The 15,464-nt window shown below is 60.4% G+C and carries 14 protein-coding genes; 8 read left to right on the top strand and 6 right to left on the bottom strand.

Annotated features, from left to right (window positions below):
• Window positions 1-78 precede the first annotated feature (78 nt).
• Window positions 79-1,440, top strand: coding sequence for a CitMHS family transporter (locus IFT80_RS07850; protein ID WP_122477984.1), 1,362 nt, complete (start codon window positions 79-81; stop codon window positions 1,438-1,440).
• Window positions 1,441-1,654: 214 nt separating this feature from the next.
• The gene (locus IFT80_RS07845) at window positions 1,655-2,047 is read left to right on the top strand and encodes a VOC family protein (RefSeq protein ID WP_192137181.1); all 393 of its coding nucleotides are present in this window, start codon (window positions 1,655-1,657) and stop codon (window positions 2,045-2,047) included.
• Between the two features lie 199 nt (window positions 2,048-2,246).
• Here the strand turns inward: IFT80_RS07845 and IFT80_RS07840 are convergent, their stop codons facing one another.
• Entirely contained in the window at window positions 2,247-3,143 is an 897-nt protein-coding gene (locus IFT80_RS07840) for a carbohydrate kinase family protein (RefSeq protein ID WP_192137179.1), read from the bottom strand.
• A gap of 23 nt (window positions 3,144-3,166) precedes the next feature.
• Entirely contained in the window at window positions 3,167-4,063 is an 897-nt protein-coding gene (locus IFT80_RS07835; RefSeq protein WP_192137177.1) for an AraC family transcriptional regulator, read from the bottom strand.
• Between the two features lie 287 nt (window positions 4,064-4,350).
• Between IFT80_RS07835 and IFT80_RS07830 the strand changes: the two genes are divergently transcribed.
• Together IFT80_RS07830 and IFT80_RS07825 are read left to right on the top strand one after the other, a co-directional pair.
• Window positions 4,351-5,661: an ABC transporter substrate-binding protein gene (locus IFT80_RS07830; RefSeq protein WP_192137175.1), complete on the top strand. Its 1,311-nt coding sequence runs from the start codon at window positions 4,351-4,353 to the stop codon at window positions 5,659-5,661.
• Between the two features lie 34 nt (window positions 5,662-5,695).
• Window positions 5,696-6,469 (top strand): L-iditol 2-dehydrogenase, encoded by a 774-nt coding sequence (locus tag IFT80_RS07825; protein ID WP_192057054.1) that lies wholly within the window; start codon window positions 5,696-5,698, stop codon window positions 6,467-6,469.
• Window positions 6,470-6,500: 31 nt separating this feature from the next.
• Here IFT80_RS07825 and IFT80_RS07820 read toward each other — a convergent pair whose 3' ends face one another.
• The 3 genes from IFT80_RS07820 to IFT80_RS07810 all read right to left on the bottom strand — a co-directional run bounded on the left by IFT80_RS07820 (window position 6,501) and on the right by IFT80_RS07810 (window position 10,422).
• On the bottom strand, window positions 6,501-8,627 hold the full coding sequence (locus tag IFT80_RS07820) for a TonB-dependent siderophore receptor (protein ID WP_192137173.1): 2,127 nt from the start codon (window positions 8,625-8,627) through the stop codon (window positions 6,501-6,503).
• 96 nt (window positions 8,628-8,723) lie between these two features.
• Window positions 8,724-9,038 (bottom strand): DUF7693 family protein, encoded by a 315-nt coding sequence (locus tag IFT80_RS07815; RefSeq protein ID WP_192137171.1) that lies wholly within the window; start codon window positions 9,036-9,038, stop codon window positions 8,724-8,726.
• 421 nt (window positions 9,039-9,459) lie between these two features.
• Window positions 9,460-10,422, bottom strand: a complete 963-nt coding sequence (locus tag IFT80_RS07810; protein WP_192137169.1) for a DNA replication terminus site-binding protein — start codon at window positions 10,420-10,422, stop codon at window positions 9,460-9,462.
• 112 nt (window positions 10,423-10,534) lie between these two features.
• Here IFT80_RS07810 and IFT80_RS07805 point away from each other — a divergent pair, with 112 nt between their 5' ends.
• Window positions 10,535-10,681 (top strand): DUF2256 domain-containing protein, encoded by a 147-nt coding sequence (locus tag IFT80_RS07805; RefSeq protein ID WP_122478264.1) that lies wholly within the window; start codon window positions 10,535-10,537, stop codon window positions 10,679-10,681.
• A gap of 20 nt (window positions 10,682-10,701) precedes the next feature.
• On the opposite strand, the gene IFT80_RS07800 is transcribed toward IFT80_RS07805, so the two are convergent.
• Window positions 10,702-11,721: a substrate-binding domain-containing protein gene (locus IFT80_RS07800; RefSeq protein WP_122478000.1), complete on the bottom strand. Its 1,020-nt coding sequence runs from the start codon at window positions 11,719-11,721 to the stop codon at window positions 10,702-10,704.
• A 205-nt stretch (window positions 11,722-11,926) separates the two neighbouring features.
• Between IFT80_RS07800 and IFT80_RS07795 the strand changes: the two genes are divergently transcribed.
• The 3 genes from IFT80_RS07795 to IFT80_RS07785 are packed head-to-tail and all read left to right on the top strand — an operon-like array spanning window position 11,927 to window position 15,439.
• Entirely contained in the window at window positions 11,927-13,102 is a 1,176-nt protein-coding gene (locus IFT80_RS07795; RefSeq protein ID WP_244652366.1) for a Gfo/Idh/MocA family protein, read from the top strand.
• The gene (locus tag IFT80_RS07790) at window positions 13,099-14,175 is read left to right on the top strand and encodes a sugar phosphate isomerase/epimerase family protein (RefSeq protein ID WP_192137167.1); all 1,077 of its coding nucleotides are present in this window, start codon (window positions 13,099-13,101) and stop codon (window positions 14,173-14,175) included. The genes IFT80_RS07795 and IFT80_RS07790 overlap by 4 nt, the downstream gene beginning before the upstream one ends.
• Window positions 14,176-14,227: 52 nt before the next feature.
• Window positions 14,228-15,439, top strand: a complete 1,212-nt coding sequence (locus IFT80_RS07785; RefSeq protein WP_192137165.1) for a nucleoside permease — start codon at window positions 14,228-14,230, stop codon at window positions 15,437-15,439.
• The last annotated feature ends 25 nt before the right edge of the window (window positions 15,440-15,464 follow it).

Below are 15,464 nucleotides of genomic sequence, written 5' to 3'. Positions count from 1 at the left end.
GCAGGCTCGGTGGCCAAGACCGAGCCTGCGCAACAGACGCTGCCTCTCTCGATAAAAATAATATGTGGAGACGTTCGGATGCTGACCATTCTGGGCTATACGTTGATCACCTCGTTCCTGCTGCTGGTGATCAAGCAAAAACTTTCGCCCTTTACCGGCCTGATCGTGGTTTCGCTGGCGGTCGGCGTGCTGGTGTGCCTGCTCAGCGGCGTGCCGCTGGACATGATCATCAAGTGGATCAAGGAAGGCCTGTTCTATTCCCAGGGAGCGGACGGCAAGATCTCCCTGGGGACCGTGAACCCTACAGTGATGATTCTGTTCGCGGTGCTGTACTTCAGCCTGATGATGAACGTGGGGCTGTTCGATCCGTTGTGTACCTACCTGATCCGCAAGGCCAACGGCGACCCGCTGAAGATCATTCTGGTGACCGCGTTCACCTCGTCGGTAGTGACCCTGGATGGCGACGGCACCACCACCATCCTGATCATCACCACCGCCTTTCTGCCCCTGTACAAACAGATGGGCATGAAGCTGTCCAACCTGGCCATGCTGATCATCCTGCCTTGCGGGCTGGGCAATTGCCTGCCGTGGGGCGGGCCGCTGGCGCGCGCTGCCGCAGTGCTCAACCTTGAGGTGAACACGCTGTTCGTGGCGATCCTGCCGATTCTCGGGGTGTCGTTCATCTATGTGTTCGGCATGGCGTACCTGATGGGCATCAAGGAGCGCAAGCGCCTGGGCTTCGTCGCTGGCGAGAAAGTCATCGTTACCCCGCAACAGATTGCCGAGATGGTCACGGTCATCGAAGACCACGACAAAGAGCTCAAGCGGCCCAAGCTGTTTCTCTTCAACCTGGCGCTGACGGTGGGCATGCTGGTGATCCTGATCGCCGGCTGGGCCAGTGGCGCGGTGGTGTTCATGCTGGGCACGGCGCTGGCGCTGACCGTCAACTACACCGCGGTGGAACAGCGTGAGCGGATCACTGCCAATGGCGGCGATGCGGTGGCAGTGGCTTCGATCATTCTGGCGGCAGGGTGTTTTCTTGGGATCTTCAATGGCAGCGGGATGGCCGCTGCGGTGGCCGAGCACATGGCCAGCCTGATTCCCGAGTCGATGGGCAGCCACACGGCGCTGATCTTTGCGTTCCTCGGCGCGCTGGCCTGCTATGCGTTGCCGGTGGACGCCTATTACTTCGGCATCCTGCCGGTGGTTGCGCCCATTGCCTACAGCTTCGGCATCACGCCCACTGAAATCGGCGTCGCCTCGTTCATGGGCCAGGCGCTGCGCTACGCCAGCCCTACGGTGGCCTGGCTGTTCCTGCTGATGAACCGCACCGAAATGACCTTCGGCGAATACCAGAAGGAGTTCTTCAAGTGGTCGTTGCCGATGTTCGGGATCTTCCTGGTCACGGCCATCGTCACCGGTCAATTGCCAATCGGTTGAGGCTGCCCATGGACGTTCACCGCGCCGACGGTGAACGTCGATTAAACGGCTGTGGCGGGCGATGGTCTATTGGTAGACATCAAGTGCAGGGATGTAACCTGCGCACTGACTTTGCACGGGTTCGACGCGTTCGGCATGATTGACCAATCGCGGGCCAGCGTAGCGCGATGCGCTGGATCGTTGAGTCAGGTACCGTAAATGAAAAGGGCCCCAGATGATCGATCACCTCGACCACATCGTCCTTACCACCATCGATCTTGAGGCCTGCAAGGGTTTCTACATCGACGTGCTGGGCATGCGACTGGAAAGCTTTGGGGAAGGGCGCGTGGCGTTTGTCTTCGGCCATCAGAAAATCAACGTGCATGTGCGTGGGCATGAGTTCGAGCCCAAGGCGCACTTGCCTGTGCCCGGTGCACTGGACCTGTGTTTCATCGCCAGTTGCAGCCTGGAGCAGGTGATCGAACGGCTTGAGGGTCATCCGTGGCCCATCCTCGAAGGGCCGGTCAAGCGCACCGGTGCCACCGGCCCCATTCGCTCGGTGTACGTCCGCGATCCGGACCTGAACCTCGTCGAGATATCCGAATACCTTCAAGCGCCTTCAGCCTGATACACCGCGCCGGCCTTTTCGCGGCCACAGACCGCTCCTACATGCACACCGTGCATGTGCCCCGTGGGTGTGCCTCCCTGTAGGAGCGGTCATGGACCGCGAAGGGCGCACCCCAATTACCCTGACACACCACGCCGCCCTCCTGTAGGAGCGGCCCGTGGCCGCGAAGCGCGCACCCCGGTCTACCTGACACACCGCTTCAACGCGACAGCAGCTGCTCAACTTCTGCGCGGCTGGGCGCATAGGCCCCGGCATTGGCGCAGGACACCGAGGCACAGGCCGCAGCAAACGCCAGCCGGGCTTGGGGGGCTTCGATACCCAGCAGGCTCGACGCCAGCCAGCCGGCCATGCTCGCGTCGCCGGCGCCAACGGTGTCGGCTACTTCGACGGCGATAGCCGCCTGTTCGACCTTGCTGTCGAGCGTAAACAGCACCATGCCCTCGGCGCCGCGGGTAAACAGAACCTGTGCCCCTTCATTCATCTCGCGCAACTGCTGCAGGGCCTGCTCTTCGCTCAAGCCAGGATAGATCTGCCGCAGATCCTCATCCGACAGCTTGATGATGTCCGCCAGCGCGACCATCGCGGGGAACGTCACCTCGCGGTATCGAGCATCCATCAGGTTGCGCCAGTTGGGGTCATAGCTGATCAGCTTGCCATGCCGCTTCGCCTCCCGCGCCACCTCGACCAGCTTGTCAGCCAACGGCTGCCGGGCCAGGCTGATGCAGCTGAAATGACACAATTGCGCAGCCGCCAGCCACCCCGAGGGCAGCAGCTGCACATCGAAATGCAGATCGGCCTCACCGGCGAAAAAATAACGGGGAGGGTGGCTGGACGGCACGATCGCCACCAGTGGATCGGCCTCGACGCGCTGCAGGTAACGCAGGTCCAGCCCGGCAGCTTCGGACTGTCGGTACAGCTCATCGCCCAGCGAATCGGTACTGATCGACCCCGCGAACGCCGTCGATACCCCCAATCGGCTCATCGCCCGCGCCACGTTCCACGGCGCGCCGCCTGGATAGCCTTGCCAGCGACCGGGCGTGGTCTGGACCAGATCGGTGAGTGCTTCACCGAACACCACCACTGAAGGTAACTGCATGTCGATTCTTGCTCCTGTATGGGTCAGACGGCTGTAAGACGTCGATACTCGCTGGGCGTCTGCTGCATCTCGTGGCGAAAGTGCCGGTTGAAGTTGGACAAGTTCTCGTAGCCGACTTCGAAGCAGATATCGGCCACCGATCGCTGGGTCTGGGCGAGCAGCCTGCAGGCTCGCTGGACCCGCAGCTTGCGCATAAGGTCGATGAAACCATGGCCGGTCATGCGTTTGAAAAAACGCGAGAAACCCGCCTCGCTCATGCCCAGCTGCGCGGCGATCACCGACATGCGTACCTCGGCAGTCAGTTGCCGGGTGAGGTAGTCGAACGCCTGATTGATACGCTGTGTGCTGTATTCGTCGAGGGACGGGGAATAACAGGCGCTGGCCAGAACGCGGAATTCACTGGCCGGCGCGTTTGCCAAGGTATCGATGAGCTGCAGGAACAGCGTCAGGCGCCTGAGGCCATTCGCTTGCCCTATACGTTCCAGCAGGTCCGCTGCCTCGACCGCTGTCGCCGCGTGAAACTCGATTCCGCGCTGAGCTCGGTCGAACAGGCCTTTGAGCTCCGCCAGTTCGGGCCACACACTACGACACTCCAGCAGCGTGGTGCCGTCGAACTGCAGTACGACGTCGCGAGCGACCAACCGTTCACCCGTTGCCAGATCGCCCATCCAGTCGTGGGGCAAACCGGGGCCGATCAGTGCGACGTGACCGGGTCCGAAGGGGCCGATGTAATCACCTGCCACTAGCTTGCCGCTGCCTTGCCGGATCAAATGAATTTCGAACTCGGGATGATGGTTCCAGCGTGCCAGGGAATAGGGGTAGTCATGCTCGTACCAGCGAAAGGTCTGGTCTGGTCGTGCCAGGATCACTTCCAGATCTGGCTGACGGTACTCGAACACAGTGGCGCGGTCATCAGGCATCGAGTGCCCCTTTTATCGTTGTTTTTTTCATGATTCTGCAGGTCGACGGGTTCAACCATACTCTGAAATCCCGCTCCATCGGTAGCCCGTCAATGACAGCGTTCCGATACTTTTTTGCCTCGAAACCCAACGGTGCAAAAGATCAAAAAAGTACCGATCGCCCATTCGCCGTTCGTTTGAGTACAGATCGGGCAGCTGCTTTACTCGACCTGTCGCTGATCCAACGGCTCGGCGCACCAGAACAATAACAACGGCTCCGGTCGAACCGGCTGGACGCGGAGAACTTCATGAAGATTACCAATGCGTTGATCCTGTCCGCGAGTGTTTCATTTGCCGTCGCCGGACAGGCCGCTGAGACGTTGACCATTGCCACCGTCAACAACGGTGACATGATCCGCATGCAGCGGCTGTCCAAGTTCTTCGAACAACAGCACCCCGACATCACGCTTAACTGGGTCGTGCTCGAGGAGAACGTGTTGCGGCAACGCTTGACGACCGATATCGCGACGCAGGGTGGCCAGTTCGACGTGCTCACGATCGGTACTTACGAGACGCCACTGTGGGGCGCAAAAAACTGGTTGGAACCGATGAAGGATCTGCCAGCCGACTACGATGTAGACGACATCTTTCCCGCCGTCCGCCAAGGCCTCTCGGTGAACGGCACGCTGTACGCGTTGCCGTTCTACGGCGAAAGTACGGTCACCTACTACCGGACCGACCTGTTCAAGGCCGCCGGGCTGACCATGCCGCCAGTGCCAACCTGGTCACAGCTAGGCGGTTTCGCGGCCAGGTTGACCGATGCATCCAAGGGCCAATACGGTATGTGCCTGCGCGGCAAGGCTGGCTGGGGCGAGAATATGGCCTTGCTCAGTACCATGGCCAATGCCTTCGGTGCGCGTTGGTTCAACGAGCAATGGCAGCCTCAACTCGACAGTCCCGAGTGGAAGGCGGCTGCTACGTTCTATGTCGAAACGCTGAAGAAGTACGGGCCGCCCGGCGCTTCGAGCAATGGGTTCAACGAGACGTTGGCGTTGTTCAACAGCGGCAAGTGCGCGATCTGGGTCGACGCCAGCGTGGCCGGTTCCTTCACCACCGACAAAGCGCAGAGCAGGGTAGTGGACAGTGTTGGTTTCGCTGCGGCGCCCACTGAGGTGACCGACAAGGGCTCATCGTGGTTGTACGCTTGGTCGTTGGCGATTCCCGCCACCTCTCGGCACAAGGACGCGGCGAAGGCGTTCGTCACCTGGGCGACGTCCAAACAGTACATCCAGCTGGTCACCGACAAGGACGGTATCACCAACGTTCCGCCGGGCACTCGCATGTCGACCTACAGCGACGCCTACCTGGCAGCGGCGCCGTTTGCTCAGGTCACCTTGCAGATGATGCAGCATGCCGATCCTTCGCAGCCTTCCGCCCAGCCTGTTCCATACGTGGGCATTCAGTATGTGGTAATTCCCGAGTTCCAGTCGATCGGTACATCGGTCGGCAAGCTGTTCTCCGCCGCGCTCACCGGACAGATGTCCGTGGATCAGGCCTTGGCGTCCGCTCAGTCAACGACCGAGCGCGACATGAAGCGAGCCGGTTATCCCAAGCCCTGAAGCCCTTGTTTCCACGAACTCGAAGGTTGACTCGATGAACCGACTAAACGGTAAAAGTGCACTGATCACTGGCTCTGCGCGAGGCATTGGTCGCTCGTTCGCGCAAGCGTACATACGTGAAGGTGCCATTGTCGCGATCGCCGACATTGATCTGGACCGAGCCCAGGCAACGGCTATCGAACTCGGCCCCCAGGCTTACGCGGTGGAAATGGACGTCACCCAACAAGCTTCCATCGACCGAGCGATCGCCAGTGTGGTGACACACGCGGGCAAGCTGGACATTCTCGTCAACAACGCGGCGCTATTCGACCTGGCGCCCATCACCGAAATCACCCGGGCGAGCTACGACAGGCTGTTTGCGATCAACGTCGGGGGAACGCTGTTTACCCTGCAGGCGGCCGCGAGGCAGATGATCGGCCAGGGGCACGGGGGCAAGATCATCAACATGGCCAGTCAGGCAGGACGGCGAGGTGAGGCTCTTGTAGGTGTGTACTGTGCGACCAAGGCGGCTGTGATCAGCCTGACCCAGTCCGCCGGCCTCAATCTCATCAAGGAGCGGATCAACGTCAATGCCATCGCCCCGGGGGTGGTCGAGGGTGAACACTGGGATGGCGTCGACGCGTTGTTCGCCAAGTACGAAAGTCGCCCACTGGGCGAGAAAAAGCGTCTGGTCAGCCAGGAAGTCCCCTTCGGTCGCATGGGCACGGCCGAGGACCTGGTGGGCATGGCGCTCTTTCTGGCAAGCGACGAAAGCGACTACGTCGTGGCCCAGACCTATAATGTCGATGGCGGCAATTGGATGAGCTGAAAATCTCGCCCTGGGCAGTCATCGCTCTTGGTCAGAACGTATACGCCACGCCCGCCTGAACCGTACGCGGTGCGCCAGGATACGCGTACGTGTTGAACGCGCCTTCGTCGTAGCCCTTGTTGAACACATTCTGCAGTTCCAAATTCAGGCGAACGTGATCGTTCACCTGATAGAAACTCAGCAGATCGACCACGCTGTAGCGGTCCATGGTGTAGGTCTGGGCTGCGGTCTGTCCGGCGCGGTCATCGATGTATTTCAAACCTACGCCCAGGCCCAGGCCTTTGGCTGCGCCGTCCTGGAACTCGTAGGTGTTGAGCAGGCTGAAGCTGTTGCGCGGAATGTTGGCAAGGCGGGTGCCGTTGGGCAGGTTGTTGTCGTCGGTCACCCTCGCATCGACGTAGGCGTAGCCGCCGATCATCCGCCATTGTGGCGTGAGGTTGCCGGCGATGGTGATGTCCAGGCCACGGCTGGTGACTTCGCCGGCCGCGACGCTGTAGGTCGGGTCGACCGGATCACGGGTGAGCACGTTTTCCTTGACGATGTGGTAGACGGCGCCGTCGATGCTCAGCTGCTGATCGAGGGCTTCCCACTTCATGCCCAACTCGTAAGACTTGCCTTGTTCCGGATCGAAGCCGCCGCCATCGCGGCTTGCACCGCTATTGGGTTTGAACGACCGCGCGGTGTTGGCATACAGCGCCAGCGTATCGGTAAGGTCGTAGATCAAGCCCAGCCGTGGTGTTGCCGAGGTCTGCGAGGCCTTCCAGTCCACAGAGCTTGGCAAGCGGTTGTCGTAGTCCTGTTCGAAGCGCTCCAGACGCACGCCTGCGAGCACTTTGAAGCGCTCGGTCAATGCGACCTGATCTTGAATGAACGCGGCCCAGGTTTTCAGGTTTTCCGTGTCGTGGGTGGTGGTGCGGGTGAGGGCCGGGCGTGGCTGACCGAGCACCGGGTTGTAGAGGTCGATGGGGTAGGTGCCGGTCGCCGCGGACGAGCGCTGGATGATCGAGCGGTAGTCATAATCTTCATACTCTACGCCGGCCAGCAAAGTGTGGGAAAACCCTGCGGTATCAAAATGGCCGGTAAGGTTCAGCTGATAGTCGCGGTCGGTCCATTCCAGCTTGCGGTAGTTGAAGTTGCGCTGCAGGGTACGTCCATCCAGCGGCGCTGCGTTGGCCTCGACCGCATTGCCCTTGAGGCTGCCGTCAAGCCACTGCATCCCGCCGGCCAGGGTCCAGTCGTCATCGAGGCGGTGCTCGAACCTGAGTTGGGCCATGTCGTTGTCGTTGTGCAGCAGGTTGTCACGGCCTTGCTCCCAAACATTGGTGTCGCGCGAAGCGCTGCCCCGCTGGGTAGCGTAGCGCGTCAGGCCGCGATCGAGCGGATGGTTGTTGCGCATGAAATCGCCTTCGAAGACGATTTTGGTAGCGTCGCTGGCTTGCCAGCTGAGCACGGGCGCGATGTCGTAGCGTTCGGTTTCCACATGGTCACGAAAGCTCTCGCCGCCTTCGCCCAACACGTTCAGCCGATAGGCCAGGCGCCCATCCTCGCTGAGCGGCCCGCCGGCATCCAGCGTGGCGCGGTGCATGCCCTGATCGCTCAGCTGGCTGCCAATCGTCACCTTGCGCTCGGCCAGCGGTTGCTTGCTGACGACGTTGAAAGTGCCGCCCGGATCACCGCGGCCATACAGGCTCGTCGCCGGGCCGCGGATCACTTCCAGGCGTTCCACGGTATTGGCGTCCGGCGCATTGGGGTAGCCGCGATTGATTGGAAAACCGTTGCGGTAGAACTCGCCCGTGGTGAAGCCGCGTACGGTGAAAGTGGTCAGGCCCTGACCACCGAAGTTGTTGGCGCGGCCGACACCCCCTGCGTAATCCAGCGCGTCCTGCAAGCGAGTGGAGGCGGTGTCTTCCAATACGTCACGGGGCACGACGCTGATCGACTGCGGCGTCTCGTGCAGGGCCGTGTCGGTGCGCGTCGCACTCATCGAACGGGTGGCTTTGTAACCCGTGACCGGACCGTCCGCGCGCTCATAGTCACTGTTGGCCTCGATGTTCACCGCTTCGAGCTGGAGGTTTCCGCTGGCTTCGACGGGTTCAGAGGCCCAGGCAGACACCGGGGCAGCTTGCAGCAGGCACAGCGAAAGTAACGTGCGACGCATGGGTTCATCGTTCCAGGCAGGGGAGGCTAGCGAAATGGCAGCGGATTCTATCCGCAAACGATTCGCATTGACAGTTGCCGCTATCGAACCCTTGATTTAAACAGTCGCCAGTATTTCCGCCAGCCTGGTGTGCTCCCAGGTACTTAGAAGCTCGATAGGGTCGGTGCCGTAGTGGTGGGATGAATCGAAGAGGTAGGTGCGGCCGTCCGGGCTTTCACAACGCTCGCAATGAAAGCGCCCGTTTTCATGGTTGTGAAAGGTGATGATCCAGCCGTCGGCGCCGACGGTCATCGCTGTGCCGTAGGGATCGGCCCAATCCGTTTCGTCGAGACGGTGCAAGGTGCGAATACCTAGAGCGACGTCACGAAGCAGTTGGCAAGTTTCTCGTGCAGAGAGGGCGGCGGCGGACACTTGAAGAGCCTGATCAAAGTGAAGAGCAGCTTTATAGGCGATGCAGAAGGGGCCGGCAACCTCGTTGAATTAACCGTAAAACCATAGATAACATCATGACGCGCCGTCGCACATGGTTTCCTCCGTGAATCTTCCACAAAGGTGATCAGCTAGGAGCACCAAGCTGCTTTGCTGCGTTCACCAGGATGCCTTTAGCCATAATTAATAACATCATGATGAGGCCCCGCTACGAGTTGCTTTCATTTCCGTATTACCAACCTAGTGATCACCAAGTGGGGCAGGGTGCCAGGCGTAGGTTTTAATTCAATGTGGTTAGGTCGAGAGGGAAGGGGTTAAGTGAACATCTTTACCATATCATGATGTTATTAATAGACAGCACGGCGTCAGCCTTCCTTGCTAGCTGGCTTTAACCATCAACTCCCTAGCCCTCTTCAGCTGACTTTTTTTGCAGAGGCCCATAAACCCGATGCTTATCCTTGTAACGATAGAGATTCATTGCCTCCACATAAGGCTCTTCCTCCAGCAACGCCAAGCGGGTGTTCTTGCGGATCACTACTTTGGGTTCGTAACTCGAGAGCCGCTTTATCTTGGGCGGTGCAATACCCGTTTCATACACGAAGGGCACTGGCGCGATGATGGGTTTGACCTTCGAGTCGCCGTTCCTGACCCGTGCACGAATATGAGGCTGCACCAGGCGGCGAATGGCGACCTGTTCCTGCGGGTCCAGCTTGCCCAGCATGTCGATGCCGTAGACGAGAGCATTCTCGGCAGCCGCTTCCGAGGAGTGGTGCACCGTTGCCTGTTTGTCATGGTATTGGTCGAGTAGCTCGTGCCACTCTTGCAGCAGATCACCAGCCATCTTGCGGGCGCCGGACGAACCGGTGTCATCCCAGTAAAAGTTGATGTTCGACGGCGCAGTGAGCACGTTGGTCAGACGCAGGGCTTGCTTGGGCACGATGCCATTTCCGCTGCCTTTGAAGCGGTTCCACACGTTGCGACGGTCGTTGGTTTTGTCGATGGCACCGATCAACTTGCCCAGTTCGACACGCGTCGCATTGGTCTGCAGGATCTTGTCGATGGCAGTGCGGGGCAGGGCGATGGCACCAGGCACGCGCAATGTTTCCCGCGGGTGCTGACCCACTTTGACCCAGATACTGGTCAAGGCCTCGAACGCCGCCTGTACCGCCTCGTCACCTTCCAGTACACGCACTTCTATGGGTTCGTTGCGCACCGCATCCTCGGGCCTGAAATCCAGACCAAACATGGCATCGACACGTACGTGGTCTGCTGCAGTTCGCAATACTTCGCCCAAATCGGTCAGTTCGGCCTGAAGCCTGTTGACCATAGCGATAGCTGCGCTGGTCTGGCTGAGATGAAGATCCATGCGTATGTCCGGATAATGGGCAGGTGCGCTATTCTAGCTGAGCACTGTATCTTTATACAGCTCTGTCGGTTGGCTACCCAGTTAGTCCGTGAACGTTGCCATGGAGAGGGTCTTGAAGAAAAGTGAGTTACCGGTAAAGCACTGCGTCACCTGTGGTCTTGCGTTCACTTGGCGCAAGAAATGGGCGCGCTGTTGGGACGAGGTCCGCTACTGTTCGGAACGTTGCAGGCGGCAGAAGAAGCCGGTTTCCGGTGGTTGATATTTCAAAGCCCGTGTCTGTCACCCGCTAGCGATATCACCATTGGGCACGCCAGCGGTGCTCTGCCGAACAACCAGGCTGTGGGGCAGCGTTACGTGCCGCACTTCAAGAGGGCGTTTCTCGATCAAACTGATCAGCATGTCCACCGCGTGCTGGCCGAAGCACTCGGCTGGCTGAGCGATGGTCGTCAGCGGTGGGTCGCAATAGGCAGCCAGTTCGATGTCGTCGAAGCCGGCCAGGGAAACATCCTGGGGAACTCGCAGGCCCATTTCCTTGATGCGCTTCAATGCGCCAATGGCCATCTCATCGCTTTCACAGAACAATGCAGTAGGGCGCTCGGGCATGCCGAGCAACTGCAGTGCTCCGTTATAGCCTGCTTTCAGGCTGAAATCCCCTGGGCAAATCAACTTGGCATCGGGTGTGATGCCCGCTGCACGCAAGGCTGCCTCGTAGCCCGCACGCCGATCACGGGTCAACGGGCTGGTGGCAGGCCCGTTGATCAAACCCACACGTCGGTGGCCCAGGGCAAGCAGGTGTTCTGTGACCGCTCGCGCAGCGCCATGGTTATCCAGACTGACGGTGGGATGACGGCCCCCCTCGAGTATTTCGCAGGCGTTTACGATAGGGGGCAGATCGGCTGCGTCGGTAGTCGACGCGAATGGATCATAGGCGCGCAGTTGCAGCACACCGTCGGCTTGATGGGCGTGCACTAGGTCGGCATATTCGCGCTCGGTTGCTTCGCAGCCCAACGTGTCGCACAGCAATACGCGATACCCCGCCGACTGGGCAGCTTTCTGCGCGCCGCTGATGACACGAGCAAAAAAACTGTTGGCAATATGCGGCACGAGGATGACCAGGTTGAACGTGCGTCGCGAACGGAACTGCACGGCCATCAGGTTTGGCCGGTAACCGGCCTGTTCCACTGCAGCATTGACCCGCTCGCGCGTTGCGAGCAGTACCCGTTCGGGCGACTTCAGCGCCCGCGATACCGTAGCCACCGAAACGCCGGCCAGCCGCGCCACTTCACGAATATTCGACACGCCTACCTCGTCCCCGGTAATCCCGACGCAAAGCTTACCTCAGTTTGCCGCTGCCTCCGGTACCGCGATGATCCGCCCGATGGTGTTTGACAGGGGACGCGCTGGCGCCTAGATTCCTTGAATGAATGTAACCGGTTACATCGCCAGGTCATTGATTGCTGATCTGACCAGTGCTGAGCCGATAAGAATCTAGAGGCTGGATGTCATGCAAAAAACCAGAATGGGTTTCGTCGGTGGCGGGGAAGGGTCGTTCATTGCCCTGGCACATCGGCAGGCGGCGGCGCTGGATGGGCGATTCGATCTGGTGTGCGGTGCTTTCAGCCGCGATTCGCTGAACAATCAGCGTACTGGAAACGCGTTGGGGCTCGCGCCACAGCGCGTCTATGGCGACTGGCGGGAGATGATCGACGCCGAAGCGCGCCTCCCCGAAGACCAGCGCATGCAGTTGCTGGTCAACGTCACGCCCAATCATCTGCATGCGCCCGTTGCACAGCGCGCGATCCAGTCAGGCTTCCATGTGTTCAGCGAAAAACCCGCCGCTTTGAACTTGGCCGAGCTGCAGGCACTGGACCAAACCCTGGCCGGCAGTGACCGGCTCTATGGCCTTGCCCACGTGTACCTCGGTTACCCCATGGTCTGGGAAGCCCGCGAGCTGGTGCGCAATGGCCTCATCGGTGCCGTGCGTAAAGTCATCGTCGAATACCCGCAAGGCTGGCTCAGCCAGGACATCGCCAGCCAGGGCAACAAGCAGGCCGACTGGCGCGACGACCCGGAACAATCCGGCATTGGCGGCTGCATCGGCGACATCGGTACGCATGCGTTTAGTTTGGCTGAATTCGTTGCCGACCAGCAGGTGTACTGCCTCAGCGCCATGCTCGGCTCCCATGTCGAAGGTCGCCAACTGGACGACGACGTCAGTGTGCTGATCAAGATGAGCGGCGGGGCCAGCGGAGTTCTGATCGCCAGCCAGGTCTGCGCCGGCGAAGAGAATCCGTTGAAGATCCGCGTCTATGGCGAGTTGGGCGGGCTGGAATGGCGGCAGGAAGAACCGTCCAGTCTGATCCACCGTTCGCTGGACCAGCCCATGCGCATCCTGCGTTCAGGTCTTGGCCAACCTTGGCTCAGCGACGCCGCCACACGCCGGATGCGTTTGCCCGCAGGGCATCCCGAAGGTTACCTGGAGGCGATGGCCAATCTGTACGTGGATTTTGCCGACGCCATCCAGGCGGGTGTGGCCGGCAACCAGGTGCCGGGCGTACCCGGCATGCACATCGGCCTGCGCGGGATGGCCTTCATCGAGGCCGCACTCATCAACCACCGCGGCGACGCCAAGTGGACCGAACTGATCTGCCCATCTTCCTCACGGAGTACCGCACAATGAACCTTCCTGCCGAGACGGGGCTGCGTGGCCCAGGTATATTCCTGGCGCAGTTCATGTCGCCCGAAGCGCCCTTCGACAACCTGGCCAACATCGCTGGCTGGGCTGCGTCACAAGGTTACAAGTCGATCCAACTGCCCACGCTAGGCACGCGCTACATCGACCTGGAGCGTGCAGCGCAAAGCCAGGCGTACTGCGACGAGCTCAATGCCGTCTGCGCCAAAGCCGGCGTGCAGATCAGCGAGCTGTCGACCCACCTGCAGGGTCAACTGGTCGCCGTGCATCCTGCCTTCGACGCGGTGTTCGACGAGTTCGCCCCGGTGCATTTGCGTAATGCTCCACAAGCCCGCACCGAGTGGGCCATCGAGCAGCTCAAGCTTGCCGCACAAGCCAGCCAACGCCTGGGCCTGACCGCCCACGCGACCTTTTCCGGCGCCTTGCTCTGGCCCTATGTCTACCCGTGGCCGCAGCGGCCCAATGGTCTGGTCGAGCAGGGTTTTGCCGAGCTGGCCAGGCGCTGGTTGCCGATTCTCGATTGTTTCGAAGAGGCCGGTGTCGACCTGTGCTACGAGATTCACCCCGGTGAGGATCTGCACGACGGTGCCTCGTTCGAGCGCTTCCTGCAGGCAGTCGACCACCATCCGCGTGCCGGCATCCTGTATGACCCCAGCCACCTGCTGCTGCAGCAGATGGACTACCTGGGTTTCATCGATCGTTACCACGCGCGCATCCGCATGTTCCACGTCAAGGACGCCGAGTTCCGTCCCGATGCCCGCTCCGGCGTGTATGGCGGCTACCAGGACTGGGTCGATCGGCCGGGCCGCTTCCGCTCGCTGGGTGACGGCCAGGTGGACTTCAAATCGATCTTCAGCAAGTTGACCCAGTACGGCTTCAACGGTTGGGCCGTGCTCGAGTGGGAATGCTGCCTGAAGGATTCGGCGCAAGGCGCAGGTGAGGGTGCTGCCTTCATCGAGCGACACATGATCAAGCGCACGCAACGCGCTTTCGATGATTTCGCCGGCGTATCCGCCGACGTGCAATCCAACCGAAGATTACTGGGTTTGCTCGAAGACTGAACCGCCCAAGCTTTCGACCGACACCTGCCATAACAATAAAACGGTGAGCGCAATGAAAACGATGAACGCCCGACTGAGCGTGATGATGTTCCTGCAGTTCTTCATCTGGGGTGGCTGGTTCGTCACCCTGGGAACATTCCTGGCGACGGGCCTGGGCGCCAGCGGCAGCCAGATCGGGCTGGCATTCTCGACGCAATCCTGGGGAGCGATCATTGCGCCCTTCGTCATCGGTCTGATCGCCGACCGCTGGTTCAACGCCGAACGTATCCTTGCCGTGCTGCACTTGCTGGGCGCGGTGCTGTTGTATCAACTCTATCGAGCAGCGGATTTCGCCGCGTTCTATCCCTATGTCCTGGCCTACATGGTGGCCTACATGCCGACCCTGGCCTTGGTGAACTCGGTTGCCTTCCGCCAGATGAAAGAACCGGCTCGCGAGTTTTCCCGCATCCGGGTATGGGGCACCATCGGCTGGATCGTCGCCGGCGTGGTGATCAGTATGGTTTTCGCCTGGGATTCTGCTCAAGGTATCGCCGGTGGCGCACTGCGTAATACTTTCCTGATGTCGGCCGTCGCTTCGCTGCTTCTTGGGCTGTACAGCTTCACCCTGCCCAGCACGGCACCTTTGCAGGCCACCAGCGAGCGCAAGGGACTGAGTCAAGTGCTGGGCCTGGATGCTTTGGGGCTTCTGAAGGACCGCAGCTACCTGATCTTCTTCCTGGCCTCGATCCTGATCTGCATACCACTGGCTTTCTACTACCAGAACGCCAACCCGTTCCTGGCCGAGATCGGCATCGCGAATCCCACCGCGAAGATGGCCATCGGGCAAGTGTCCGAAGTACTGTTCATGCTCCTGCTGCCGCTGTTCATTGCCCGCTTCGGCATCAAGATCGCGCTGCTGGTCGGCATGTTCGCCTGGGTGCTGCGCTACGTGCTGTTCGCCTATGGCAGCGGCGGGGAAGAAGTCGCCATGCTGCTGATCGGCATCGCGTTGCATGGTGTCTGTTACGACTTCTTTTTCGTCTGCGGGCAGATCTACACCGACGCCAAGACGCCTGAACGCTTCCGCAGCTCGGCACAGGGCCTGATCACCCTGGCCACCTATGGGTTGGGCATGTTGATTGGCTTCTGGGTAGCGGGGCAGGTGACCGATCACTATGCAACGGGCATGCAACATGACTGGAAAAGTATCTGGCTGTTCCCGGCGGGCTTCGCCGGGGTGGTGTTGCTGGGCTTTGCGTTGACGTTCAAAGCCAGGCCCAGCTGAACACCTGGCGCACTCTGGGAAAAAC

The organism is Pseudomonas sp. CFBP 8771 (assembly GCF_014841695.1).
GTDB classification, from domain to species: Bacteria; Pseudomonadota; Gammaproteobacteria; order Pseudomonadales; family Pseudomonadaceae; genus Aquipseudomonas; species Aquipseudomonas baltica.
This window is presented reverse-complemented; position numbering and strand designations above follow the sequence as displayed.

Bases quoted from the DNA above. Each gene is read 5' to 3' on its own strand.
- IFT80_RS07850 (WP_122477984.1), top strand. From the start codon at position 79: ATGCTGACCATTCTGGGCTATACGTTGATCACCTCGTTCCTGCTGCTG.
- IFT80_RS07845 (WP_192137181.1), top strand. From the start codon at position 1,655: ATGATCGATCACCTCGACCACATCGTCCTTACCACCATCGATCTTGAG.
- IFT80_RS07840 (WP_192137179.1), bottom strand. From the start codon at position 3,143: ATGCAGTTACCTTCAGTGGTGGTGTTCGGTGAAGCACTCACCGATCTG.
- IFT80_RS07835 (WP_192137177.1), bottom strand. From the start codon at position 4,063: ATGCCTGATGACCGCGCCACTGTGTTCGAGTACCGTCAGCCAGATCTG.
- IFT80_RS07830 (WP_192137175.1), top strand. From the start codon at position 4,351: ATGAAGATTACCAATGCGTTGATCCTGTCCGCGAGTGTTTCATTTGCC.
- IFT80_RS07825 (WP_192057054.1), top strand. From the start codon at position 5,696: ATGAACCGACTAAACGGTAAAAGTGCACTGATCACTGGCTCTGCGCGA.
- IFT80_RS07820 (WP_192137173.1), bottom strand. From the start codon at position 8,627: ATGCGTCGCACGTTACTTTCGCTGTGCCTGCTGCAAGCTGCCCCGGTG.
- IFT80_RS07810 (WP_192137169.1), bottom strand. From the start codon at position 10,422: ATGGATCTTCATCTCAGCCAGACCAGCGCAGCTATCGCTATGGTCAAC.
- IFT80_RS07795 (WP_244652366.1), top strand. From the start codon at position 11,927: ATGCAAAAAACCAGAATGGGTTTCGTCGGTGGCGGGGAAGGGTCGTTC.
- IFT80_RS07790 (WP_192137167.1), top strand. From the start codon at position 13,099: ATGAACCTTCCTGCCGAGACGGGGCTGCGTGGCCCAGGTATATTCCTG.
- IFT80_RS07785 (WP_192137165.1), top strand. From the start codon at position 14,228: ATGAAAACGATGAACGCCCGACTGAGCGTGATGATGTTCCTGCAGTTC.